The organism is Haloferax gibbonsii (assembly GCF_001190965.1).
In the GTDB taxonomy this organism is placed as follows: domain Archaea; phylum Halobacteriota; class Halobacteria; order Halobacteriales; family Haloferacaceae; genus Haloferax; species Haloferax gibbonsii.
This window is the reverse complement of record NZ_CP011947.1, coordinates 1,361,908-1,377,900: the sequence shown is the minus strand read 5'-3', so window position 1 is coordinate 1,377,900 and position 15,993 is coordinate 1,361,908. Positions and strand designations below refer to the sequence as shown.

Genomic DNA, 15,993 nt, shown 5'->3' with positions numbered 1-15,993 from the left:
GCCATGACCGAACGAACCCTCTCCGGCATCGGCGTGACACCGCTTTCGGGCGTCGGCACCGTCGTCTGGTACCGACCGGACGCCGACCTCCCGGAGCCGCCGGCCCCGGAAGACGTGGACGGAGACGCCGAACTGGCGCGCTTCGAGGACGCCCGCGCGGCCGCCGAAGACGAACTCGAAGCCGAGCGCGAGCGGACCGCCGAGCGCGTCGGCGAGGAGGAGGCCGCGGTGTTCGACGCGCACGTCCAGTTCCTCAACGACCCGCAGATAACCGACGGCGTCACCGACGCCATCGAGGGCGGACTCCCGGCCGAACACGCCGTTCAGGAGACGTTCTCCGAGTTCGTCGAGCAGTTCGAGAACATGGGCGGTCGCATGGGCGAGCGCGCCGACGACCTCCGCGACGTGCGCGACCGGCTCGTGCGCGTCCTCTCGGACGGCGAGCGGGTCGACCTCTCGTCGCTGCCGGAGGGGAGCGTCGTCGTCGCCGAGCGCCTCACGCCGAGCGACACCGCACAGCTCGACCCCGAGCGCGTCGCCGGCTTCGTCACGGTGACGGGCGGCCGCACCTCCCACGCGGCCATCTTCGCGCGCTCGCTCGCCCTGCCGGCCATCGTCGGCGTGGGCGAGGAACTCCAGTCCGTCGAGGACGGCACCGAAGTCGTCGTCGACGGCGAGTCGGGCGACCTCGTGGTCGACCCGACCGACGAGCGCAAGGAGGCCGCCGCGGCCGCCGCCGACGTGGACATCCGACACGAGTCGGTCGAGACCGCCGACGGCGTCGACATCGAGGTCGCGGCCAACATCGGCACGCTGGCGGACCTCGGGCCGGCCGTCGACCGCGGGGCCGACGGCGTCGGCCTGTTCCGCACCGAGTTCCTCTTCCTCGACCGCGAGTCGCCGCCGGACGAAGACGAGCAGTACGAGGCGTACGTCGAGGCGCTCGAATCGTTCGACGGCGGCCGCGTCGTCGTCCGGACGCTCGACATCGGCGGCGACAAGCCGGTCCCGTACCTCGACCTGCCGGACGAGGAGAACCCGTTCCTCGGCGAGCGCGGCATCCGGCGGTCGCTCGGCCCGGACGCGGACCTCTTCGAGACGCAGGTGCGCGCGCTCCTGCGCGCGGCGGCCAGCGCCGACGGGGCGAACCTGTCGGTGATGCTCCCGCTCGTCTCGACGGTCGAGGAGCTTCGCGCCGGCCGAGAGCGGTTCGAGTCGGTCGCGGCCGACCTCGACTCCGAGGGCGTCGAAAACGAACTGCCCGAGTTCGGCATCATGGTCGAGACGCCCGCCGCGGCGTTCATGGCCGACCGGTTCGCGCCGCACGTCGACTTCTTCAGCATCGGGACGAACGACCTCGCGCAGTACGTGATGGCCGCAGAGCGCGGCAACGAGCGCGTTTCTGACCTCGGCGACTACCGTCAGCCGGCGGTCCTCCGCGCCATCGACGCCACCGTCTCGGCGACCGAGGGCGAGGACTGCTGGGTCGGCATGTGCGGCGAGATGGCCGGCGACCCGGACCTCACCGAACTGCTCGTCGGGCTCGGCCTCGACGAACTGAGCATGAGCGCCGTGACGGTGCCGCAGGTCAAGGCGGCCGTCGCGGAGACCGACACCGCGGACGCCCGCGAACTCGCGGAGCGCGTCCTGCAGGCCGACACCAAGGCTGAAGTCGCGGAAATCCTTACACTAGACCAATGAAACTCGTCGCAGTCACATCCTGTCCGACCGGAATCGCACACAGCCAGATGGCGGCCGAGAACCTCCTGCAGGCCGGCGAGCGCCTCGGCCACGACATCGACGTCGAGGTCCAGGGCGCGATGGGCACGCAGGACGAACTGTCCTCGGACGCCATCGCCGAGGCCGACGCGGTCATCATCACCTCGGACACGTCGGTCAGCCGCGACCGCTTCGACGGCAAACTCGTCGTCAAGGGGACGGTCAAAGACGGCGTCAACAACGCCGAGGCCGTCGTGAAGAAGGCGGTCGAACTCGCCGAGGCCGGCAAGACCGGTTCGGTCACGTTCGGAAGCGGCGACGACGGCGAGGACGCCGACGCCGACGCCGGCACCGACGGCTCGTCCGGCGACGCCGCGGAATCGGACGAACCCGTGCGCCGCGGCGGCGACCCCGAAAAGGGGCTGTTCGCCCGGCTGAAGAAGCTGTTCTCGTAACGCCGCCGCCGGTTTTCCGTTTTTCGCTCGCCCGCCAGCGGCGGCGCTTCGTCCGCCGCCGAAAATTAACTCGAACGCGAACAAACGAAAACGTGCAGAATCGAAACTCGCTTCCCATACATTATTAGTCTCGCAGTCGTTGACGAAACCGAGGTGAACGCATAATGCCGTTCTACGGCGGGGAGGAACTCGCCACAGTGTACGACGAGGCGCTCGACGAAGGATTCGGCCTCATCGCGAGTAACATCGCGGAGCCGAACATTATGATGGGTCTCATGGAGGGGGCCGACCGGATGGACTCGGACCTCCTGTTGCAGATGAGCGGTGGTGCCTGCCGGTTCGCCGGTGACGGCGACGCCGTCGCGGGCCTGAAAGCCATGGGGAACTACATCGAGACCATCGCCGAGCGGTACGACATCGGCGTCTTCCTCAACATGGACCACCAGACGGACCTCGAGTTCATCGAGCAGCAGATCGAACTCGACATCCCGTCGTCAATCATGATCGACGCCTCCCACGAGCCGTTCGACGAGAACGTCGCGACGAGCCGCGAGGTCGTCGAGATGGTCGAGGCCGCGGACTCCGACGTCCTCATCGAGGCCGAACTCGGCCAGATAAAGGGCGTCGAGGACGAAATCGAGGCCGAAGAGGCGTTCTACACGGACCCCGAACAGGCCGTCGAGTTCGTCGACAAGACGGGCGCGGACCTGCTCGCCATCTCCGTCGGCACGCAGCACGGGGTCGCCAAGGGCAAGGACCTCGAACTCCGCCCGGATCTCGCCCAGGACATCCGACAGGCCCTGCGCGACCACGGCCTCGACACGCCGCTCGTCCTCCACGGCTCTTCGGGCGTCCAGCCCGACCAACTGCAGGAGATGCTCAAACACGGCATCTGCAAGGTCAACAAGGACACCCGCTACCAGTACGAGTACACGCGCACCGCCTACGACCTCTACAGCGAGGACCCCAACGCCATCGTCCCGCCGGAGGGCGTCGAGGACGCCCGCGACACGTTCTTCAACGAGACCGAGTGGTCGCCGAACAAGGACGTGTTCGACCCCCGCGTCGTCGGTCGCGACATCCGCGAGCGCATCGCCGACGTGCACGCCGGTCTGACCGAGGTCTCCGGCAGCGCCGGCCAGTCCCTGTTCAAGTAACCCGCGCGGGCGGTGATTCGTTCACCGTCGAGCGTTCGCCGCGTCCGCACGGCGGACCGGAACCCGGTTGTCGTCTCCACCCGGCACTCCGCCGGCTCTTCGTTTCGATACGCTTCTCGCCCAGCGGCGGCGCTCTCGGGGGTCGACGGCAGTCGAGTTCGATGCCCCACGTCGCTTAAGGTGTCACGCGGCGTGGACGTACGTATGCCGCAGATTCACCTCGACGACGAGACGGTCGCCCGACTCGACGCGCTCCGCGAGGACGACGAGGAGTACGACGACCTCATCAACGAACTGATGAACATCTACGAGGCGAGCGAGCGAACGCTGTTCCACGCCGGCGACGAGTACTGAGTCGTCGCCGCCGACGCTCGGCCGTCCGTCCGACCGGTTCGTGGTCGCTCGCGGTGGTCCGTTACGAACCGAGCCACCGCGCGAGCGCTCCCGCGAGGAGCACCAGTGCGCCGGCGATAAACGTGCCGGGAATCGGAAGCACGAACAGGAGTCCACCGAACGCGAATATCAGCGTTGACGGTCTCATCTAGCAGCGACGTCGCGCCCGCGCCTGTTACGAATTGTGGCCCTCGAACGGAATGTCGACACCGGAGCCGGGTGAGCGCTCCCGCCGCGGCCGGTCGCCCGGCCCGCTATTCGAGGTAGCTGACGCGGACCTGATTCCACTTGCCCTTCTTTTCGAGGTGGTCTTGGAGCGCGTCCGCGTACTCTTGTGTGAGCCGTTCCGCGTCCTCGAGTTTCTCCTGTTCGCCCTTCTTGCCGCCGCCGCCCATGCCGAGCGCGCCCTTGATGGAGTCGACGATGCCGCCGCCGCCGCCGGACGACGAGTCGCCTCCGCCGCCGCCACCCATCGCGCCCATCTGGCTGCGGATGTTGTCGAGTTCGGGGATTATCTGCGGGACTTTCTCCGTGTCGGCGACGATGCGCGCCTCCTCGGGGTCGTCCGCGTTCTCGATTTCGAACTCCGTCGCCGTCATGATGAGCCCCCATTCCTGACTGTTGAACCGGGAGTTCATCACCTGGTCGTTGAACTCGCGGTCCACCGTCATCCGGTCGCCGACGATGCTGTCGGTCCAATGTGCCATGTGCACACGTCGTCGGCCGGTCGGTATCAGAGTTGCGGGGCCGACCGGCTCCGGAGGCGACCGACCGCGGAGGCGACCGCATCCCAGTCAGCCGACGGGGCGACGGGACGGATTGCCTCCCACGCGGGTTTAATGCGGTTGGGTGACGACCCCGAATCATGGAGCGGTACGACCTCCTGTACAGACTGTACGGGAACTTCGACGCGGACGCGGTCCGGGACGCACAGGACTTCGTCGACCTCTTGCCGCCGCTCGGCTCGCCGGTGGCGCTGTCGCACTGGCAGGCGGTCGACGACGAACTCACGGCGAAGAAAGACCGCATCCGCCGGGCGCTCTCCGACGGCGACCGCTACGCCGAACTCGCCGCGCGCGCGACGCGGGACCAGGCGTTCACCGCCCTCGACCTCTACACGAAGTACGGTCGGGCGGTGAACGCGCTCGTCCTCGACGTGGACGAGACGCTGCGCTCTGCGGGGCAGACCGACAACGAGATTCCACGCGAGGTGCTGCACCTCCTCACCCAGTTCCACGAGGAGGGCGTCCCCATCGTCATCTGCACCGGCCAGACATTGGAGAACGTCAAGGGCTTCGCCATTCAGGGATTGGGCAACGAACTCGTCCACTCGGGGAACGTGAGCATCGTCTACGAGGCGGGCACCGGCGTCTTCACGCCCGGACACGGCTCGGACACGAAGCGCCTCCTCTACGAGACGCTCGACGACCCGGTGCAGTCGGTCTTCGAGTCGGTTCGCGGGCGCGTGATCAGCGACCTCCCCGACGCGCTCCGCGGGGGCGTTCACCTGCAGGGCAACGAGTTCAACGTCACGCTCAAGCCGAACTTCGAGACCGGCAGCGACGACGCCGAGGAAGTCATCGACGGCGCGCTCGTCTACTTGCTCGACCTCCTCGGCGAGGCGCTCACCGACGACCCCGCCGGTCCCGACTGGGCGCGGGCGTACTTCGCGGAGCGCGACCCGGAGATAGCGGGCGTGCTCGACGACCGCGACGCGCTTCCCGCCTCGGAGGCGGCGGAGATTCCCGAGGACGCGAGGCGGACGCTGGAGCGAGTGACGGTCGCGTACTACCACGCCGACGCCGCGGAACTCTCCGCGGTCGACCTGAACAAGGCGGCGGGCGTCCGCGCCGCGCTCGACGTGCTCGGGGTGGACGACCCGTTCGTCCTCGTGATGGGCGACTCGAAGTCCGACCTCGACGTGATGAGTTGGGCCGCCGAAAACGAGTGCGGGCTCGCGGCCGCCCCCGAGCACTCCTCTCCGGGTGTGCTCGAACACGTCCGCGAGACCGACGAACTGGTGTTTCCCCGCGGGGACGCCGCCTCGGTGCTCCGGACGGCCTACGCGCTCAACCTCTTGGTCGACTGAGGGTGGCGCGCCGCACGGTGTCTCAGCTCACACCGTGCACATTCCGATGTCGTCACCCGAGTCGTCGTCGGTCAAATCGTCCGAGGACGAGCCGCTGTCGTCGGTGTTCGACCCGTCGTCGTTCGAGTTGTCGTCGGCGTTGTCATCGTTCGAACTGTCGTCGGTGTTGTCATCGCTCGAACTGTCGTCGTTCGAGTCGTCGTCGTTCGAGTCGTCGTCGTTCGAGTCGTCGTCGTTCGAGTCGTCGTCGTTCGAGTCGTCGTCGTTCGAGTCGTCGTCGTTCGAGTCGTCGTCGTTCGAGTCGTCGTCGTTCGAGTCGTCGGACGAACTCTCGTCGTTCGAGTCGTCGCTGTCGTTCGATTTCGAACTGCTGCGTTTCTTCGAGGACTTCTTCGTCGTCGAGTCGGTGTCGTCGTCGGCAGCGTCGGTTTCGACCGTCTCGAACGCGCCGGTCGCGTTCTCGGAGTCGTCCGCGGACGAGCCGCCGTCGGCATCGTCGGCGTCACCCGAGTCGTCGCCGACGACGGGCTCTTCTTGGATTTCGACGTCCTCGTCCGGCGCGTCGCCGTCGGGGTCGGTCACGTCGGCGCCGATACTTCTGTCGGCGTCGTCGGCGGGAGCGGGCGTCTCGGGCGTATTCACGCCGCCGGAGAGGAGGGCGAACACGACGATGACGAGGACGACGGCACCGACGCCGAGTTGGCCGAGGTTCATCGCGCGGCCTCCCGGGAGTCGAAGTCGGGACCCTGTGTCGGTACATCGGTGGCAGTCAGAGACATGGTTCGTCCCGTTATTTGCGTCCCGAGGCTTTCGTTACGAATCGTCTACCCCGGACGCCGCGGTAGTTCGGGATTCCGTCGGTCTGAGAGCGCGCCCCGCGACGGGGGCCCGACGCGAAGTCGTCGCGGGACGCGAAAATTCGCGTTCCTAACCCGTGTTAATACGCGAATACCGCGCCGGTCTGAGTGTCTATTTTCGGTTGACTCTCACCGTGAACTGAATGTCTGGAAATCCTGTGGTTATCGCCCGACTACGGAGCGTTTGACGGACGGTGTCTGGCCCGACACCTCCCGCCGGTCCGACTTCGCAGTTATCTCCTCGGAACGCGTACATTCACCGAATGACTACCTCCATCGACAGAATCGTCTCGCGGGTCTCGCGGTGGCCCGGCGTCGAGACCGCGCCGCACCGCTTCGGGGGAACGGAGTTCCTCGTCGCCGGCCGGGAGATCGGCCACGTCCACGACGCCGGCGTCGTCGACCTCGCGCTCACGAAACGCGTCCGCGACGTGCTCCTCACCGACGGCCTCGCGGACCCGCACCACGTGCTCCCCGACTCGGCGTGGGTGACCTACCGCGTCCGGAGCGCCGCCGACGTGCCGGGCGCGATGCGCCTGCTCAGGCTCGCGTACCTCTGGCGACTGCTCGCGCTCCGCCGCCGCGGCGTCGACCTCGACCCGGCGATTGACCCCGACACCGACCTCCGGCGACTCGGCCTCCCCGCCGACCTCGACGCGCTCGTCCGAGAGACGTTCCGCGACACGCTCGACCGACGCGCGCCGGTCTGACCTGTTCCCGCGAGTCCCGAGCGGGGATATGTCTCGGTCGGAAAAACTTTACTAACGTCCGAGTAAACCACTCTACATGGGTAAGAACTACGCGGAGTTGCACGATCCGAACGCGGAGTACACGATGCGAGAGCTGTCGGCGGAGACGATGGGCGTGACGGCCAAGCGCGGCGGCGGCCGCGACGTCGAAATCACCGACGTGCAGACGACGATGGTCGACGGCAACTTCCCGTGGACGCTCGTCCGCATCTACACCGACGCGGGCGTCGTCGGCACCGGCGAGGCCTACTGGGGCGCGGGCGTGCCCGAACTCATCGAGCGCATGAAGCCGTTCGTCATCGGCGAGAACCCCCTCGACATCGACCGCCTGTACGAGCACCTCGTCCAGAAGATGTCCGGTGAGGGCTCCGTCGAGGGCGTCACGGTCACCGCCATCGCGGGCATCGAAATCGCGCTGCACGACCTCGCGGGCAAGATTCTCGACATCCCCGCCTATCAGCTTCTCGGCGGGAAGTACCGCGACAAGGTCCGCGTCTACTGCGACTGCCACACCGAAGAGGAGGCCGACCCCGAAGCGTGCGCCGACGAGGCAGAGCGCGTCGTCGACGAGCTCGGCTACGACGCGCTGAAGTTCGACCTCGACGTGCCCTCCGGCTTCGAGAAGGACCGCGCGAACCGCCACCTGCGACCCGGCGAGATTCGGCACAAGGCCGAAATCGTCGAGAAGGTGACGGAGCGCGTCAAAGACAAGGCCGACGTGGCGTTCGACTGCCACTGGACGTTCTCGGGCGGCAGCGCCAAGCGCCTCGCCGCCGCGCTCGAAGACTACGACGTGTGGTGGCTCGAAGACCCCGTGCCGCCGGAGAACCTCGACGTGCAGGAGGAGGTCACGAAGTCCACGCTCACGCCCATCACGGTCGGCGAGAACCGCTACCGCGTGACGGAGCTTCGTCGGCTCATCGAGAAGCAGGCCGTGGACATCGTCGCGCCCGACATGCCGAAGGTCGGCGGGATGCGCGAGACGCAGAAAATCGCGGACGTGGCGAACCAGTACTACGTGCCGGTCGCGATGCACAACGTCTCGTCGCCGGTGGCGACGATGGCCTCCGCGCACGTCGGCACGGCGATTCCGAACTCGCTGGCGGTCGAGTACCACTCCTACGAGCTGGGTTGGTGGGGCGACCTCGTCGAGGAGACGGTCATCGAGGACGGCTACATCGAGATTCCGGAGAAGCCGGGCCTCGGCGTGACGCTGGACATGGACACCGTCGAAGAACACATGGTCGACGGCGAGACGCTGTTCGACGAGGCGTAAGCCGAAGTCGAATCAGTCGAGCTTCGCTCGGCGCGATTCGACGAGGAGTGAAACGACTCGTCGAGCCAGCAGCACGGAGTGCTGCGCTGTTCGACGAGGCGTAAGCCGAAGTCGAATCGGCGAATCTCTGATTCGCCTCATTCGACGAATCGAACCCGAACTCACAGACTGGCTTCCGATTTTTCCGAGGCTCAACGCGGAGCCGTCGGCTCGTCCCCTCGCTCCTCGTCGACCAGCCGAACGCCACCGGAGGGTCGACAGGCGAACACGTTGGCGTCGGGGCCGACGCGCTCGGGGGCGGCGTCTCGAATCGCGCGCGCCGCCCGGTCGAGGGCGTCGCCGTCGACCAGCGCGACCGCGCTCCCGCCGAAGCCGCCGCCGGTCATCCGCGCGCCGTAGACGCCCGGCGTCTCGGCGGCGAGTTCGACCGCCGCGTCGAGCTCCGGACAGCTCACCTCGTAGTCGTCGCGCAGGCTCTCGTGGGCCGCGAGCATCGCGTCGCCGACGCGGTCGAGGTCGCCGGCAGCGAGCGCGTCGCGGGCGCGACGGACGCGCTCGTTTTCCGTCACGACGTGTCGAACCCGGCGGCGGTGTATCGACTCCAGCGCGTCGGCGTGGGCGTCGAGGAGGTCTCGGTCCACGTCCCGGAGGGAGTCGAGGTCGCGGCCGGCGCGCTCCCGGAGGCGGTCGAGCGCCGCCGCGCACTCGCGGACGCGGTCGTTGTAGCCCGACTCGGTCAGTTCGTGGGAGACGCCGGTGTCGATGACGAGGACGCCGACGTCGTCGCCGACGGGCACCGACTCGAACTCGCGGGTTCGGCAGTCGAGAAAGAGCGCCGAGTCGGCCTCGCACAGCGCCGCGGAGAACTGGTCGAGGATGCCGCACTCGACGCCGACGCCCTCGACCTCGGCCCGCCAGCACGCCAGCGCGAGGTCGGCGGTCGGGAGGTCGCGCCCGGAGACCGCGAGAAGCACGCGGCCGACTGCGAGTTCGAGCGCGGCCGACGAGGAGAGGCCCGCGCCCGTGGGCACGTCGGAGGCGATGGCGAGGTCCGCGCCGCCGACGGGGCCGTCCTCGCGGAGGACGCGCGCGACCGCGGCGACGTAGGCGGCCCACCCATCGGGGTCGTCGTCGGGGGCGAGTTCGGCCGTCTCGTCGAAGTCGGCGGCGCGGACGCGGAGCCGGTCGTCGTCTCGCGGGCGGGCCGCGACCGCGACGTGGCGGTCGACGGCCATCGGGAGACAGAGGCCGTCGTTGTAGTCGGTGTGGCCGCCGACGAGGTTCACGCGACCGGGGGCGACGGCGACCGTCAGATTCGCAGGCTCCGTCGGCTCCGGGGTCGAAGTCGAATCGGAATCGGAGGCGTCGCCGCCGGCTCTGAGCGCCGCGAGAGCGGTCTTCGCGCGCTCGACCGGCGTTCCGGCGTCGTCGGTCACCGCGTCGTCAGCATCGTCGTCGCCGGTCATACGTGGCCGTCTCCGTGCGGTTCCTCGGCGCTCGTCGCGTCTTCGTCGGCCGCGACGGCCTCGCCGCCGAGACGGTGGGCTATCTGCCGACCCAGTTCGCGCGGGTTCGCCTCGGTCACGCGGAGGTCGTCGCCGACGGCGACCCGGCCGGGCGAAAGCACGTCCGCGCAGATGCCGCCGCGGGACTCGCGGAGGGCGTCGCCCACGTCGTCGCCGACGAGGTCCGCGAGGTGCGCGCAGGGCGGTCTGCGCTTCGTCCCGCGGAGTTCGGCCCCGCCGAGTTCGAACGTCGCGTCGAGGAGGGCGTCGAGGTCGACGCCGCGGACGACGACGTTCCGGCGGTGCTCGCCGGCCGAGAGGTCGAGGTCGTACTCGCGCTTCGCGTCGTCCAGCACCGCGGCGTCGACGAGCGTCACCTGACAGCCGTCGGTCGCCGAGTAGAAGCCGTCGCCGTCGAAGTAGCGGTCGCTCTCGATACCGCCCTCGGCGACCGCGACGGTCTCGTGGGAGACCATCGGCTCGCCCTTCGACGGCGCGGTGTACAGCGCCTCGACGCGTCCGCGAACCTCGGAAGTCATACCTCCGGCTACCACTCCGGGACACGAATAGGTTGGGTCGGCGGGGCGCGGCGGTGCAGTCCGGGGTCCGAAGCGCCGAACCGAGCCGACTCAGCAGAGCGGCTTCGGGTCGACGCCGAGTTCGGCGAGGCCGTCGGCGTAGTCGTCGTACGCCAGTTGGACGACGTACTCGGCGACCATCCGGGCGCGCTCCCAGTCGTCGTCGCTCTCGCAGCGCTCGGCCAAGAGGTCGAGACCGGTCGCGAGCGTCTCTTCGGTCTCGGCTTTCAACTCGCGGAAGAGGTCGGCGCGGGGCTCGTCGGCCTCGTTGACGAAGAAGCCGATGACCTGCGTGTGGGTCCGAACCGAGACGAGGCCGCGGCCGACCATCCCGGCGGCGGCCCGCTCGACCGTGTCTTCGCGCCCGCGGAGGTACGCGTGCATCACGCCCGGTTCGTCCGGGAGGTCGACCTCCTCGTCGAGCGCGTCGAGGACGCGGTCGAGGTGCTCGGCCTCTTGGGCCGCGGTGGCCTCGAAGGCGGCTCTCGCGTCGTCGTCGGGCTCGTCGTCGGCCCACGCCTCGAACGTCCCGCGGGCCGCGTGCTCGGAGTACGCGGCGGCGCGGAGCACCGCCGGTTCGGAGAGGTCCGCATCGGTCAGCGCTAACAGGAGCTTCGACGAGCCGAGTCGGTCGAGTTGCGTCCGTTTCGCCGCCTCGACTGACTCGCGGAACGAATCGGCGTCCATACCGTTCATCGGTCCGCCAGTCACCTGAACATTCGGACCGGTCCACGAATGTGGGATTCTCACGGCAATCAGTTCCGGTATCATTCGTGATACTCCGCGGTGAGGCTTGAAATACTGGAACCTATTGGGAACGGGTATGACGAACTCCTCGGCACCAGTCGACGCCAACGCGCGAGCGCGTGTCGACGGGGATGCGCTACTCTCAGAACTGGACATCGATGCGGCGGAAATCGACCGCCGGAAGTCGTTCGTTCGCCTCTCGGCGGCGGACGAGCGACGATTGAGCGACCTTCAACCGCTCTTCGACGAGTTCGCGGACGAGTTCGCCGCGGAGTTCTACGACCACCTCGGCGAACACGCGGCGGCGACGACGTTCTTCGGTCGCTCGACGAAGAACACGGAGATGCTGCAGGCCGACCAGGCGGCGTACCTCCGCGAACTCGGCCGCGGGGAGTACGGCGAGGACTACTTCGCGAAGCGGGCGCGAATCGGGAAGTTACACGACATGATAGACCTCGGGCCGAAGTTCTACCTCGGCGCGTACTCGGTCTACTACGAGGGCATTCTCGGTGCCGTCGCGGACGAGGTGAAAGCCGAGTTCACCGGCGGCGGGCGGACGGTCGGCGACGAGTCCGGCGCAGACGGCGACGGTGCGGGCGACGCTGAGGACGGTGGCGGTCTGCTTTCCGGGCTCCTCGGCGGCGCGGCCGGCGTCTCAGGCGGGCTCCGCGGCGGCGACGACCGGGTCGAAGACGCCGTCGACGAGGTCGTCGCGCGCATCCTCCCCGTGTTGAAGCTCCTGTCTCTCGACCAGCAGGTGGCGATGGAGACGTACATCCACTCGTACAGTCAGGCCGCGCGGGAGGCGGCCGAGCGCCGACGCGCCCTCGCAAACGAGGTCGAAGCCGACGTGAGCGAGCCGGTCGAGTCGCTCCTGCGGACCTCCGAGGAGGTCACGGAGCGAACCGACGACATCGAGACCACGGCGCGGGCGCAGGCCGACGACATGGCGACGGTCGCCGCCGAGGTGTCGGACATGAGCGCGACCGTCGAGGAGATTGCGGCGACCGCGGAGGAGGTCGAGCGGACCAGCGCCGACGCCGCCACGCGCGCCGCCGAGGGCGAGGACGCGGCCGACGAGGCCATCGACGTGATGCGCGACGTGAGCGAGGCCGCCGAGACGGCCTCCGAGGACGTCCAGCAACTCCACGACCAAATCGCGGAGATAGACGAGGTGCTCGACGCCATCAACGACATCGCCGAACAGACGAACCTGCTCGCGCTCAACGCCTCCATCGAGGCTGCCCGCGCCGGCGACGCGGGCGAGGGCTTCGCCGTCGTCGCCAGCGAGGTCAAGAACCTCGCGGAGGAGTCGCAGGCCCGCGCCGCCGAGGTCGAGGGCACGGTGGGCAACATCCAGTCCGAGGCGAGGGAGACCATCGAGAGCCTCTCGCAGACGACCGGCCGGCTCTACGACGGCATCGACCGCGGCGAGGACGTGATGCGAAGTCTCTCTGACATCTCGGCGGCGGTCGAGCAGGCGACCGTCGGCGTCGGCGAGGTCGCCTCGGCGACCGACGACCAGGCCGAGAGCGCCGAGCAAATCGCCGGTATGGTCGACGACGCGACGGAGCGCGCGACCGCGGTGTCGGACCAAATCGGCGAAATCGCCGACGCCAACCGCTCGCAGACCGAACAGGTGCTCTCGATTCGCGACGCGGCCGCGCGACTCGGCGGCGGCGAGACGGGCGGCGCCGGCGGGGCGGGCACGCCCCTCGAACCGAACTCCGACACTCCGACAACCGGCGGTGTCGACGGCCCGCCGGCCGGCGTCCTCGACGAGTCCGGCTTCGACGAACCGCCATCGAGACGCCTGAGCAACGACGGCGGAACGTCGGAGTAGCGCGGGTCACTGTTCTCTCTTCGGTCCGCGTAGCGTTCTTCCGCCCGGCGCGCGTATCGTGTGCGTATGACTCCCGAGGAACTGTCGGCCCGACTCGCCCGCGGCGACCCGACGGCGATTCTCGACGTGCGCGACCGCGACGAGTTCGAGGCGTGGCGCGTCGACGGCCCGGCCGTGACCGCGACCCAGATTCCGGCGATTCGCTTCACGCAGGCCGAGATTCGCGGGACGGTCTCCGAACTCACGGCGGGGTTCGAAGACGCCCCCTCGCCCGTGGTCGTCGTCTGCGCGGAGGGTCGGTCGAGCGCGCACGTCGCCGAGTTGCTCTCCGAGGCCGGTGTCCCCGCGGAGAATCTCGAAACGGGAATGGACGGCTGGGCGCGCGTCTATCGCGCCCGCGAACTCCCCGTCGGAACCGCGGACGCGACGGTTCTCCAGTACGACCGCCCCTCCAGCGGCTGTCTCGCCTATCTCGTCGTCGCCGGCGACGAGGCGGTCGTCGTCGACCCGCTTCGGGCGTTCGCGGGGCGGTACGTCGAAGACGCCCGCGAGCGCGGCGCTGAGGTCGTCGCCGCCGTCGACACCCACGTCCACGCCGACCACGTCAGCGGCGTCAGCGCCGTCGCCGAGCGAACCGGCGCGACCGTCGTCCTCCCGGCGGGCGCGACAGACCGCGGCCTCGACTTCGACGCGCGACTCGTCGCGGACGGCGAGACCATCAGCGTCGGCGACGCGGAACTCGTCGCCGTCCACGCGCCGGGACACACGACCGAGATGACCGCGTTCCGCCTCGGCGACCTGCTCTTTGCGGGCGACAGCCTCTTCCTAGAGAGCGTCGCGCGCCCGGACCTCGAAGACGGCGACGAGGGCGCGCCCGACGCCGCGAGGCGGCTCCACGCGACGCTCACGGAGCGGTACGGCGAGTTCACGGACGACACGCGGGTCGCGCCCGCACACTACGGCCCGCGGACGGTCCCGGACGGAAGCGGCGCGTACGTCGCGGAACTCGGGGCGCTCCGGGACCGACTCGGGGCGCTCTCGATGGACGAGGCGGCGTTCGTCTCGTTCGTCTGTTCGGACATGCCGCCGCGGCCGGCAAACTACGAGCGAATCATCGAGACGAACCTCGGTCGGGACTCGCTGTCGGACGAGGAGGCGTTCGAAGTCGAGTTGGGGCCGAACAACTGCGCGGCGACGAGCGAGGCGTGAGGCGCGGTCCGCGGGCCGAGCGAGTGCGTCGGTCCGACGCGTCGGGCCGACGCATCGGCTCGGTGACTCGGTACGAAACGGAGAAACGCGGGCCGGCGCGCCGGCCCCGGAGAGTACCCGTCGTCAGTCGTCGTCGGCGGCGGTGCCGGCGGCCGCGGCGTCGCCTTCGATGCTCGGCGGGTAGACGCCGCGGTCGAGTTTGAGGTCGCTCTGCGGGCGGGCCATGCAGGTGAGGGCGAACCGCTCTGCCTCCTCGTCGGTCAGCCCGCGGGCGGCGGGCTGGGTGACGTCGCCTTCGAGAATCTCGGCGGAGCAGGCGAGGCACATCCCGACGCGGCAGGAGTACTCCTGTGCGATGCCCTCCTCGATACAGGCCTTGAGGATGGTCTGCTTGTCGGATACGGTGATGGTCTCGCCCGTGCCGACGAACTCGACGGTGTACTCGGTCATACCGCGGCGTATGAGCGACCGCACCAAAACTGTTTATCAAAGTCGCGGCGACCTCGTCGCCGACCGCGCGGTCGGAGCAGGCTGCCGAACGAGTCGGGAACGCGCGACTCGCGCCCGAGTTCGGGCTACTCCGCGGCTTCGGCGTCCGCGTCCGCGCTCTCGTCAGCGTCGTCTTCTTCGTCCTCGTCGTCCAGTCGGATGGTGAGCACCGGGACCGGCGAGGTGCGGACGACGCGTTCGGTGACGCTCCCGAGGAGGTAGTGGCTCAGCCCCGTGCGCCCGTGGGTACCCATGACGACGAGGTCGATGTCGTGGTCGTCGATGTACTCCCGGATGGAGCGGTAGGCGGTCCCGGTGACGACCTCGGCCTGCACGTCGACACCGGCTTCCTCTGCGGCCTCGCCGACGTGTCGGGTCGCGGCGTCGCCCTCCCGTTCGAGGGCGTCGATGACCACGTCCGCGCCGGCGTCGAGCGAGGTGTAGATGCTGGTGTCGATGACGTACAGCGCGTGAATCCGCGCGTCGTACGTCGTCGCGAGGTCGAGGGCGTGGTCGATGGCGCGTTCGGCGGCCCTGCTTCCGTCGGTCGGGACGAGGATTTCGCTGTACATGATAAATTGTACTTAGTTCGGAACGCGGTTAATACTACTCCTCGTTCCCGTCGTCTCGGAACGACAGGATGGCCTCCTCGCACGCCCGCAGTCCGTCGATTCGCTCGGTCTCCTCGTCGAGTTCGACCGTCTCGACGACCGACCAGCCGGCGTCGTCCTCGTAGGCGGCGGCCTTGACCCACGCCTCGGTGGCGAAAAGCAGGCTGCGGGCGGGGCCGTCGTCCTCGACGGCGACGACGAGGTCGAACGCGTCGGCGCGGTTCAGAGACGTCAGCTCCTGCGGTTCGAGGGGGCGAGCGGGTAGCGACTCGATGAGCGACATATCCGAGTGCTACCGGTCGGCGGGGATGACGCT

General features: G+C 68.9%; 18 protein-coding genes. 9 read left to right on the top strand and 9 right to left on the bottom strand.

The features are described from left to right. The first annotated feature begins 3 nt into the window (after positions 1-3). The 4 genes from ptsP to ABY42_RS19775 all read left to right on the top strand — a co-directional run bounded on the left by ptsP (position 4) and on the right by ABY42_RS19775 (position 3,685). Positions 4-1,701, top strand: a complete 1,698-nt coding sequence (ptsP, locus tag ABY42_RS07275) for a phosphoenolpyruvate--protein phosphotransferase (protein ID WP_050459068.1) — start codon at positions 4-6, stop codon at positions 1,699-1,701. Continuing rightward, positions 1,698-2,174, top strand: coding sequence for a fructose PTS transporter subunit IIB (gene ptfB, locus ABY42_RS07270; protein ID WP_049905204.1), 477 nt, complete (start codon positions 1,698-1,700; stop codon positions 2,172-2,174). The genes ptsP and ptfB overlap by 4 nt, the downstream gene beginning before the upstream one ends. 164 nt (positions 2,175-2,338) lie before the next feature. Then, positions 2,339-3,331 carry a class II fructose-bisphosphate aldolase gene (gene fba / locus ABY42_RS07265; protein ID WP_004977010.1) on the top strand — a complete coding sequence of 331 codons (993 nt, stop codon included), beginning with the start codon at positions 2,339-2,341 and terminating at the stop codon, positions 3,329-3,331. Positions 3,332-3,535: 204 nt separating this feature from the next. Beyond that, positions 3,536-3,685: a DUF7557 family protein gene (locus ABY42_RS19775; RefSeq protein WP_004043442.1), complete on the top strand. Its 150-nt coding sequence runs from the start codon at positions 3,536-3,538 to the stop codon at positions 3,683-3,685. 61 nt (positions 3,686-3,746) lie between these two features. Here ABY42_RS19775 and ABY42_RS20080 read toward each other — a convergent pair whose 3' ends face one another. Together ABY42_RS20080 and ABY42_RS07260 are read right to left on the bottom strand one after the other, a co-directional pair. Further along, positions 3,747-3,872, bottom strand: coding sequence for a hypothetical protein (locus ABY42_RS20080; protein WP_255409903.1), 126 nt, complete (start codon positions 3,870-3,872; stop codon positions 3,747-3,749). 106 nt (positions 3,873-3,978) lie between these two features. Next, positions 3,979-4,431: a DUF5799 family protein gene (locus ABY42_RS07260; protein WP_050459067.1), complete on the bottom strand. Its 453-nt coding sequence runs from the start codon at positions 4,429-4,431 to the stop codon at positions 3,979-3,981. A gap of 158 nt (positions 4,432-4,589) precedes the next feature. Between ABY42_RS07260 and ABY42_RS07255 the strand changes: the two genes are divergently transcribed. Then, positions 4,590-5,813 carry an HAD family hydrolase gene (locus tag ABY42_RS07255; RefSeq protein ID WP_050459066.1) on the top strand — a complete coding sequence of 408 codons (1,224 nt, stop codon included), beginning with the start codon at positions 4,590-4,592 and terminating at the stop codon, positions 5,811-5,813. A 27-nt stretch (positions 5,814-5,840) separates the two neighbouring features. Here the strand turns inward: ABY42_RS07255 and ABY42_RS07250 are convergent, their stop codons facing one another. Beyond that, on the bottom strand, positions 5,841-6,527 hold the full coding sequence (locus tag ABY42_RS07250; RefSeq protein WP_050459065.1) for a hypothetical protein: 687 nt from the start codon (positions 6,525-6,527) through the stop codon (positions 5,841-5,843). Positions 6,528-6,933: 406 nt separating this feature from the next. Between ABY42_RS07250 and ABY42_RS07245 the strand changes: the two genes are divergently transcribed. After that, positions 6,934-7,380, top strand: a complete 447-nt coding sequence (locus ABY42_RS07245; protein WP_004977017.1) for a luciferase domain-containing protein — start codon at positions 6,934-6,936, stop codon at positions 7,378-7,380. A 76-nt stretch (positions 7,381-7,456) separates the two neighbouring features. After that, the gene (locus ABY42_RS07240) at positions 7,457-8,695 is read left to right on the top strand and encodes a mandelate racemase/muconate lactonizing enzyme family protein (protein ID WP_004977018.1); all 1,239 of its coding nucleotides are present in this window, start codon (positions 7,457-7,459) and stop codon (positions 8,693-8,695) included. Between the two features lie 191 nt (positions 8,696-8,886). Here the strand turns inward: ABY42_RS07240 and galK are convergent, their stop codons facing one another. The 3 genes from galK to ABY42_RS07225 form a co-directional block, all read right to left on the bottom strand. Continuing rightward, entirely contained in the window at positions 8,887-10,161 is a 1,275-nt protein-coding gene (galK, locus tag ABY42_RS07235; RefSeq protein ID WP_050459064.1) for a galactokinase, read from the bottom strand. Further along, positions 10,158-10,739: an MOSC domain-containing protein gene (locus tag ABY42_RS07230; RefSeq protein ID WP_050459063.1), complete on the bottom strand. Its 582-nt coding sequence runs from the start codon at positions 10,737-10,739 to the stop codon at positions 10,158-10,160. The genes galK and ABY42_RS07230 overlap by 4 nt, the downstream gene beginning before the upstream one ends. A 90-nt stretch (positions 10,740-10,829) precedes the next feature. Beyond that, positions 10,830-11,465 carry a hypothetical protein gene (locus tag ABY42_RS07225; protein ID WP_004977021.1) on the bottom strand — a complete coding sequence of 212 codons (636 nt, stop codon included), beginning with the start codon at positions 11,463-11,465 and terminating at the stop codon, positions 10,830-10,832. 136 nt (positions 11,466-11,601) lie between these two features. Here ABY42_RS07225 and ABY42_RS07220 point away from each other — a divergent pair, with 136 nt between their 5' ends. Then, entirely contained in the window at positions 11,602-13,368 is a 1,767-nt protein-coding gene (locus tag ABY42_RS07220; protein WP_050459062.1) for a globin-coupled sensor protein, read from the top strand. Positions 13,369-13,434: 66 nt separating this feature from the next. Further along, positions 13,435-14,577, top strand: a complete 1,143-nt coding sequence (locus tag ABY42_RS07215) for an MBL fold metallo-hydrolase (RefSeq protein WP_050459061.1) — start codon at positions 13,435-13,437, stop codon at positions 14,575-14,577. A 123-nt stretch (positions 14,578-14,700) separates the two neighbouring features. Here ABY42_RS07215 and ABY42_RS07210 read toward each other — a convergent pair whose 3' ends face one another. The 3 genes from ABY42_RS07210 to ABY42_RS07200 all read right to left on the bottom strand — a co-directional run bounded on the left by ABY42_RS07210 (position 14,701) and on the right by ABY42_RS07200 (position 15,960). Beyond that, entirely contained in the window at positions 14,701-15,027 is a 327-nt protein-coding gene (locus tag ABY42_RS07210; RefSeq protein ID WP_004969999.1) for a 2Fe-2S iron-sulfur cluster-binding protein, read from the bottom strand. A gap of 125 nt (positions 15,028-15,152) precedes the next feature. Next, complete coding sequence (locus tag ABY42_RS07205; protein ID WP_004977024.1) at positions 15,153-15,638, bottom strand: universal stress protein; 486 nt, start codon at positions 15,636-15,638, stop codon at positions 15,153-15,155. A gap of 34 nt (positions 15,639-15,672) precedes the next feature. Further along, complete coding sequence (locus ABY42_RS07200) at positions 15,673-15,960, bottom strand: hypothetical protein (RefSeq protein ID WP_004977025.1); 288 nt, start codon at positions 15,958-15,960, stop codon at positions 15,673-15,675. Positions 15,961-15,993: the final 33 nt, after the last annotated feature.

Excerpts from the sequence above, each read along its gene's own strand:
- fba (WP_004977010.1), top strand. The coding sequence starts at position 2,339 with ATGCCGTTCTACGGCGGGGAGGAACTCGCCACAGTGTACGACGAGGCG.
- galK (WP_050459064.1), bottom strand. The coding sequence starts at position 10,161 with ATGACCGGCGACGACGATGCTGACGACGCGGTGACCGACGACGCCGGA.
- ptfB (WP_049905204.1), top strand. The coding sequence starts at position 1,698 with ATGAAACTCGTCGCAGTCACATCCTGTCCGACCGGAATCGCACACAGC.
- ABY42_RS07240 (WP_004977018.1), top strand. The coding sequence starts at position 7,457 with ATGGGTAAGAACTACGCGGAGTTGCACGATCCGAACGCGGAGTACACG.
- ABY42_RS07205 (WP_004977024.1), bottom strand. The coding sequence starts at position 15,638 with ATGTACAGCGAAATCCTCGTCCCGACCGACGGAAGCAGGGCCGCCGAA.
- ABY42_RS07225 (WP_004977021.1), bottom strand. The coding sequence starts at position 11,465 with ATGGACGCCGATTCGTTCCGCGAGTCAGTCGAGGCGGCGAAACGGACG.
- ABY42_RS07220 (WP_050459062.1), top strand. The coding sequence starts at position 11,602 with ATGACGAACTCCTCGGCACCAGTCGACGCCAACGCGCGAGCGCGTGTC.
- ABY42_RS07260 (WP_050459067.1), bottom strand. The coding sequence starts at position 4,431 with ATGGCACATTGGACCGACAGCATCGTCGGCGACCGGATGACGGTGGAC.
- ABY42_RS07245 (WP_004977017.1), top strand. The coding sequence starts at position 6,934 with ATGACTACCTCCATCGACAGAATCGTCTCGCGGGTCTCGCGGTGGCCC.
- ABY42_RS20080 (WP_255409903.1), bottom strand. The coding sequence starts at position 3,872 with ATGAGACCGTCAACGCTGATATTCGCGTTCGGTGGACTCCTGTTCGTG.
- ABY42_RS19775 (WP_004043442.1), top strand. The coding sequence starts at position 3,536 with ATGCCGCAGATTCACCTCGACGACGAGACGGTCGCCCGACTCGACGCG.
- ABY42_RS07250 (WP_050459065.1), bottom strand. The coding sequence starts at position 6,527 with ATGAACCTCGGCCAACTCGGCGTCGGTGCCGTCGTCCTCGTCATCGTC.
- ABY42_RS07230 (WP_050459063.1), bottom strand. The coding sequence starts at position 10,739 with ATGACTTCCGAGGTTCGCGGACGCGTCGAGGCGCTGTACACCGCGCCG.
- ptsP (WP_050459068.1), top strand. The coding sequence starts at position 4 with ATGACCGAACGAACCCTCTCCGGCATCGGCGTGACACCGCTTTCGGGC.
- ABY42_RS07215 (WP_050459061.1), top strand. The coding sequence starts at position 13,435 with ATGACTCCCGAGGAACTGTCGGCCCGACTCGCCCGCGGCGACCCGACG.
- ABY42_RS07255 (WP_050459066.1), top strand. The coding sequence starts at position 4,590 with ATGGAGCGGTACGACCTCCTGTACAGACTGTACGGGAACTTCGACGCG.
- ABY42_RS07210 (WP_004969999.1), bottom strand. The coding sequence starts at position 15,027 with ATGACCGAGTACACCGTCGAGTTCGTCGGCACGGGCGAGACCATCACC.
- ABY42_RS07200 (WP_004977025.1), bottom strand. The coding sequence starts at position 15,960 with ATGTCGCTCATCGAGTCGCTACCCGCTCGCCCCCTCGAACCGCAGGAG.